The organism is Albidovulum salinarum, assembly GCF_025673475.1.
GTDB lineage: Bacteria > Pseudomonadota > Alphaproteobacteria > Rhodobacterales > Rhodobacteraceae > Albidovulum > Albidovulum salinarum.
In genome coordinates this window covers 152,710-158,729 of sequence record NZ_JAOVQO010000012.1, presented here as the reverse complement: position 1 = coordinate 158,729, position 6,020 = coordinate 152,710, and the positions used below count along the sequence as shown (strand labels likewise).

At 69.6% G+C, this 6,020-nt stretch carries 5 protein-coding genes; 3 read left to right on the top strand and 2 right to left on the bottom strand.

The features are described 5' to 3' along the window. Nucleotides 1–282: 282 nt before the first annotated feature. Both OEZ60_RS14010 and mdh read right to left on the bottom strand, forming a co-directional pair. Entirely contained in the window at nt 283–1,779 is a 1,497-nt protein-coding gene (locus OEZ60_RS14010; RefSeq protein WP_263337370.1) for a hypothetical protein, read from the bottom strand. Between the two features lie 80 nt (nt 1,780–1,859). Continuing rightward, nucleotides 1,860–2,822: a malate dehydrogenase gene (gene mdh, locus OEZ60_RS14005; RefSeq protein ID WP_263337368.1), complete on the bottom strand. Its 963-nt coding sequence runs from the start codon at nt 2,820–2,822 to the stop codon at nt 1,860–1,862. A 153-nt stretch (nt 2,823–2,975) separates the two neighbouring features. Here mdh and OEZ60_RS14000 point away from each other — a divergent pair, with 153 nt between their 5' ends. The 3 genes from OEZ60_RS14000 to OEZ60_RS13990 all read left to right on the top strand — a co-directional run bounded on the left by OEZ60_RS14000 (nt 2,976) and on the right by OEZ60_RS13990 (nt 5,991). Then, nucleotides 2,976–3,713: a sulfite exporter TauE/SafE family protein gene (locus OEZ60_RS14000; RefSeq protein WP_263337366.1), complete on the top strand. Its 738-nt coding sequence runs from the start codon at nt 2,976–2,978 to the stop codon at nt 3,711–3,713. A 263-nt stretch (nt 3,714–3,976) separates the two neighbouring features. Further along, on the top strand, nt 3,977–5,017 hold the full coding sequence (locus tag OEZ60_RS13995; RefSeq protein ID WP_263337363.1) for a threonine aldolase family protein: 1,041 nt from the start codon (nt 3,977–3,979) through the stop codon (nt 5,015–5,017). A 131-nt stretch (nt 5,018–5,148) separates the two neighbouring features. Further along, on the top strand, nt 5,149–5,991 hold the full coding sequence (locus OEZ60_RS13990; protein ID WP_263337390.1) for an HpcH/HpaI aldolase/citrate lyase family protein: 843 nt from the start codon (nt 5,149–5,151) through the stop codon (nt 5,989–5,991). The last annotated feature ends 29 nt before the right edge of the window (nt 5,992–6,020 follow it).

Genomic DNA, 6,020 nt, shown 5'->3' with positions numbered 1-6,020 from the left:
GAGCTCGCCCGCGGCGGTCTTGGCTTCCTCGGCCCTGAGGACGGCGCGGCCGTCCGACACCGGCGCGCCGTAGCTGCGCAGAAGGGCCTTGGCCTGGTATTCGTGGATGTTCATCGCTGATCCCCGTTCCATTCGGTCTGGCCCGCTCATCGCATGGGAGAGGCCCGTGACGAAGCGATAAATGCGGGAAAACCCGCCCGGAGGGGATAATTCGACATTTTGTGATCACGGCTCGAAAAAGTGTGATCACAAAGTCGAAAACCCGATTCGCGCGGGCCGAGATCAGTTGAAGTAGAGCGCGAAGCCCCCGGCGTTTCCGGCCGTCAGCCGCTCGAACGCGCGCCAGCTCTGGGCGCTGATGCGCGGGCCCTTCGCGGCATAGGGGTAGGCGCCCTTGCCGTGGATCCATTCGAGGATGTCGATGGGCGCGGGATCCTCGACATAGACGGACAGGTCGATCCCGTAGCCCGGCGGCAGCAGCGGATGCGGCACGAGGAGCCGGCCGTCGAGCACCGCCTCGGCATCGGCGAGAATGGCCTGCCAGGCCTCGGCCACGCCGGGCGGCAGGGTGACCGGAAGCGCGGCGCTCTGAGACGGGTTCGGGATCCATTCGCGGTCGTCGTCGGTCTCGGCGGTGAGCGCGGCCCAGAACCGCCGGTTCTCGGCGATCATCGCGCGCCAGTCGTCGCGGGCGGCGGCGAGCCGCGCGGGGTCGGGTTGCTGGCGGAGCGCGGTGAGGACGACGAGGAGCGTGTCGAACTCGGGCTCCATGCCGGGCTTCGGCAGGGTGTCGCGGCCGGGCAGCCTGGCCTTGGCCGACTGGAGTTCGGCGCGGATCATCTGCTGGTCGCGGAAGAGCGCGTTCCGGGCCTCGTTCAGGGTGCGAAGCTCCTCCAGAAGCGGGTCAAGTTCGGCCTTGAGCGCCTGTTTCGCGGTTTCGTCGGTCGCCGTGTGCATGGCTTCGACGAGTTCCCGCTGGCGCTCGCGCAGGGGCTTGAGCTGGTCCTCCAGCGGTTCCAGCCGCGCGTCCAGATCGCGCCGTTGCGCCTCGAGTGCGGCGATATCGGCCGCCACCTGGTCCATGTCGTAGAAATTCTCGATCTCGGGCGCCTCCGCCAGCGCAGCGCGGGCGCGGGCCATGTCCTCGAGCGCCGCGGTCGGGTCGAAGGCGAGGAAGAGGTTGCCGAAACCGCCGAGCATCCGGGTATAGGCCATGAGCCAGGCGTGATCGGCCTCGTCGAAGCGGATCGTGATCGGGGCGGCGAGCGTGCCGTCCTGTAGCGCGATCCGGCCGGCCCGGCCGAGCACGATCGGGGCGAGAAGCTCCACCGCGCCTTCGCCGTCGGCGCGCTCACCATCCGCGTTGAGATCGAACCAGAGGTCCTGCAGCGTCAGCTCGAAGGGCTGCGCTTCTGCACCGGAGGCGGAGAGGGTGGCGCGCGCCTGATCGAGATCGGCGAGGAAGGTCTCGACGATCCGCGACAATGTGTCGGGCGCAGCCGGCTTGGGGCGGGGGTTGATGTCCACCACGGGCCCGATGCGGAAGACCGGCACCATCCTGAGGTTCTGCCCGACCCCGTATTCATAGCGCGTCTGCAGCGCCTTCTCGACCGCGCGGAGGGTTTGCAGCATGCCGAGCTCGAATCCATGCGTCTCCGCCTCGCCCGCCAGCGCGTCGATCCGCGCCTGCAGACCGGGGGGCGTCTGGCTTTGGGCGGGAGAGAGGCTGGCCATCGCGAGGAGGCCGCCGAGGAGGATCGGGGGGAATAACTTGCGCATATGCTCAACACCTTGGATCAAAAGAAAAGCGCGGGCCGGTGACGGCCCGCGCTTCAGGAGATTCCAGTTTCGGCGCGAGGTCAAGCCAGCGACGGGTCGATCCCCTTGCAGGCGGCGACGAGGCCCTTCACCGCGTCGACCGACTTGTCGAACATCGCCTGCTCGTCGTCGTTGAGCTTGATGTCGACGATGCGCTCGACGCCGCCGGCGCCGAGGATCGTCGGCACTCCGACATAGAGCCCCTTGAGGCCAAAGGCACCGTCGACGTAAGCCGCGCAGGGCAGCAGCCGCTTCTGGTCCTTGAGATAGGCTTCCGCCATCTCGATCGCCGAGGCGGCGGGGGCGTAGAAGGCCGAGCCGGTCTTCAGGAGCCCGACGATCTCTGCGCCGCCGTCACGGGTGCGCTGGACGATGGCGTCCATGTTCTCCTGCGTGGTCCAGCCCATCTTGACCAGATCCGGCAGCGGGATGCCGGCGACGGTCGAGTAGCGCACCAGCGGCACCATCGTGTCGCCGTGGCCGCCGAGCACGAAGGCGGTGACGTCCTTCATCGAGACGTTGAACTCGAGGCTGAGGAAGTGGCGGAAACGCGCCGAATCAAGCACGCCGGCCATGCCGACGACCTTCTCGGCCGGCAGGCCCGAGAACTGCTGCAGCGCCCAGACCATGGCGTCGAGCGGGTTGGTGATGCAGATCACGAAGGCGTTCGGGGCATGGGTCTTGATGCCCTCGCCCACCGACTTCATGACCTTGAGGTTGATGCCCAGAAGATCGTCGCGGCTCATGCCGGGCTTGCGCGGCACGCCGGCGGTGACGATGCAGACGTCGGCGCCGGCGATGTCGCTGTAATCATTGGCGCCCTTGAGCTTCGCGTCGAACCCTTCGACCGGACCGGACTGCGCGATGTCGAGCGCCTTGCCCTGCGGCGTGCCTTCGGCGATGTCGAAGAGGATGACGTCGCCGAGTTCCTTGATCGCGGCGAGATGGGCGAGGGTGCCGCCGATCTGCCCCGCGCCGATGAGGGCGATCTTGGGTCTGGCCATGATTTGTCTCCGGGTCCAGGTGAATGTCGCGGCATTGGGTAGCCCCTCGCGGCCCGTCGCGCAAGTCCGCTGCGCTGCGGCATCACGAGATTGCTTTGCGCCGGGCGACCCATCGGCTATGCCGGGCGACATTGTCGGGCGGGGTTCCGGGTGATGGAAGGCGGCGTCTTCTGGGCGGTTGCGGTGCTGGCGGCGGTGCTCGTCGGTCTGTCGAAGGGCGGGCTGCCGGTGGTCGCGATGCTCGGGGTGCCGGTCCTCGCGCTCGTGGTGCCGCCGGTGACGGCGGCGGGGCTGATCTTGCCGGTGCTGATCGCCTCGGATGTCTTCGGGCTCTGGGCCTACCGCCGCGTCTTCGACCGGCGCGTGCTCGCGATCCTCGCCCCGGCGGCGGTCCTCGGCATCGGCTTCGGCTGGCTGACGGCGGCGCAGGTGTCCGAGCGGCTGGTGACCGGGATCGTCGGCGCGATCGGGCTTGTGTTCGCGCTGAACCTCCTGCTGCGCCCCGCGCCGCCGGCGGCCCCCGGACCGGCGCGGGTCGGGCCGGGGCTCTTCTGGGGGGCGGTCGCGGGCTACACGAGCTTCGTCAGCCATGCCGGGGCGCCGCCGTATCAGGTCTACGTGCTGCCCCTGCGGCTGGAGAAGGCGGCCTTCGCCGGCACGGCGACGGTGTTCTTCGCCTTCGTCAACGCGGTGAAGCTCGTGCCCTACTGGGCGCTCGGCCAGCTCTCGCCGGCCAATCTCGGCGTCGCGGCGGTGCTGATGCTGCCTGCCGTTGCGTCGGTCTTCGCCGGGGTATGGCTGGTCCGGGTGATCCCGACGGAGCTCTTCTTCCGGCTGGTGACCTGGGCGCTCTTGCTGATTTCCCTGAAGCACCTCTTGTCGGTGGTCTGACGGGCGTCAACGGTGATTGCCGGGTGCGGACGGGCCGGTGCGCCGAAGGCGTACTCGGTGGCGAGGATCACCCCAACGAAGCCGAGCGACAGGGCGAAAAGCTGCTGTTTCATGGGCGTCCCTTCCTATGGCCCGCGCTTCCGGCGGGCGGTGACGGGGCGATCCTGCGCCGCGATGCGGTAAATGTGGTTAACCCGGCGCGCGCCCGCGTTCCGGTGCCGGGAATCTGCTAGGATCGGTCCCGTGCAACATCGGAGGGACAGATGGGCAACGACCGGATCGACCTCAGATCGGACACCGTGACCGCGCCCGGCGAAGCGATGCGCGCCGCGATGGCCGCCGCCCCCGTCGGCGACGACCAGTACGGCGAGGATCCGAGCGTCAACCGGCTCCAGCAGGTTGTGGCCGAGCGGCTCGGCAAGGAGGCCGCGCTCTTCGTCGCGAGCGGCACGATGGCCAACCAGATCGCGCTGAAGCTCCTGACCCGGCCCGGCGACGAGGTGATCGTCGGGCAGGAGGTGCATGTCGCCTGGCACGAGACCGGCGCCGCGCCCGCCAATGCCGGGGTGCAGTTCGCGGCGATCGGGAGGGGCGGGCTCTTCACCGCCGCCGATCTCGACGCCGCCTTCAAGCCCGCGGGCCATGTCGTCTACCCGCCGACCACCCTCGTCGTGGTCGAGAACACCCACAACCGCGGCGGCGGCATCGTCTTTCCCCACGCCGAGGCCGAGGCGGTCTGCGCCCGCGCCGCCGCGCTCGGGATGGCGAGCTATCTCGACGGCGCGCGGCTTTTCAACGCGGCCTGCGCGACCGGGCTGGCGCCGGAACGGCTCGCCGCGCCCTTCGACCTCGTGTCGATCGCGCTCTCGAAGGGGCTCGGCTGCCCGATCGGCAGCGTCATCGCCGGGCCGGCCGAGACCATCGCCCGTGCCATCAGGATCCGGCGGATGCTCGGCGGCGCCTGGCGGCAGGCCGGGATCGTCGCCGCCGCCGGGCTCCACGCGCTCGACCACAACATCGACCGGCTCGCCGAGGACCACGCCAATGCGCGGCTGATCGCCGGGGCGCTGGCCGGGGCGAAGGGGGTGGCGCTCGACCTCGCGACGGTGCAGAGCAACATCGTCGTCTTCGACCTCGCGCCCGGCGCGCCCGACGCCGCGACCCTCGTGCGGCGGGCGGCGGAGCGCGGGGTGCTGCTCGTGCCGTTCGGGCCGCGCCGGGTCCGCGCCTGTACCCATCTCGACGTGAGTCGAGAGGCCTGCGCCGCGGCGGCCGGGATCCTGTGCGAGCTTCTCGCCGCCTGACCGGCGGGTTTTCGCGGTCGCGAAGAAATTTCTGCGCTGCGGCATTTATGGGCTTGCGGAATCTGCCGGGAATGTGGTCATTTGCGAAATAATATTGCGAGGAGAGTTCGATGCCCCTTTCCGACGACCGGATGCGCCCCTACCGCTCGGTGCTCTACATCCCCGCCGCCCGCGAGCGTGCGCTGGAAAAGGCGCGCGAACTGCCGGCCGACGCGATCATCTTCGACCTCGAGGACGCGGTGGCGGCCGACGAGAAGGACAATGCCCGCGCGCTCCTCGCCGGTGTGCTCGCCACGGCCGATTACGGCACCCGTGCGAAGATCGTGCGGATCAACGGGCTCGACACGCCCTGGGGGCGCGAGGACGCCGCCGCTTTCCGGGGCGCGAAGGTCGACGCGATCCTCATCCCCAAGGTCGGTTCGCCCGCCGATGTGGATGCGGTGGCCGCCCTCATCCCCGACGTACCGCTCTGGGCGATGATGGAGACGCCCGCCGGCATCCTCAACGCCGCCGCCATCGCCGCCCATCCCCGGCTCGCCGGGATGGTCATGGGGACCAACGACCTCGCCAAGGAACTCGGCACCCGCTTCCGCCCCGACCGCGAGCCGATGGTGGCGAGCCTCGGGCTCTGCCTTCTGGCCGCCCGCGCCTTTGGCCGCATCGTCATCGACGGCGTCTACAACGCCTTCAAGGACGATGACGGATTGCGGGCCGAATGCCGCCAGGGCCGCGACATGGGCTTCGACGGCAAGACCGTGATCCACCCCGCGCAGATCCCGGTCGCCAACGAGGAATTCGCCCCCTCCGAGGCCGAGATCGAGCTCGCCCGCCGCCAGATCGAGGCCTTCGACGCCGCGCAGCGCGCCGGTCAGGGCGTGGCCGTGGTCGACGGCAAGATCGTCGAGAACCTGCATGCCGTGACGGCAAGGCAGATCCTCTCGCGCGCCTCGGCTATTGCGGAACGCGCGATTTAGGGGAAACTGCGGCCCGGTTTCCCCGGCGC

Bases quoted from the DNA above. Each gene is read 5' to 3' on its own strand.
- OEZ60_RS14010 (WP_263337370.1), bottom strand. From the start codon at position 1,779: ATGCGCAAGTTATTCCCCCCGATCCTCCTCGGCGGCCTCCTCGCGATG.
- mdh (WP_263337368.1), bottom strand. From the start codon at position 2,822: ATGGCCAGACCCAAGATCGCCCTCATCGGCGCGGGGCAGATCGGCGGC.
- OEZ60_RS14000 (WP_263337366.1), top strand. From the start codon at position 2,976: ATGGAAGGCGGCGTCTTCTGGGCGGTTGCGGTGCTGGCGGCGGTGCTC.
- OEZ60_RS13995 (WP_263337363.1), top strand. From the start codon at position 3,977: ATGGGCAACGACCGGATCGACCTCAGATCGGACACCGTGACCGCGCCC.
- OEZ60_RS13990 (WP_263337390.1), top strand. From the start codon at position 5,149: ATGCGCCCCTACCGCTCGGTGCTCTACATCCCCGCCGCCCGCGAGCGT.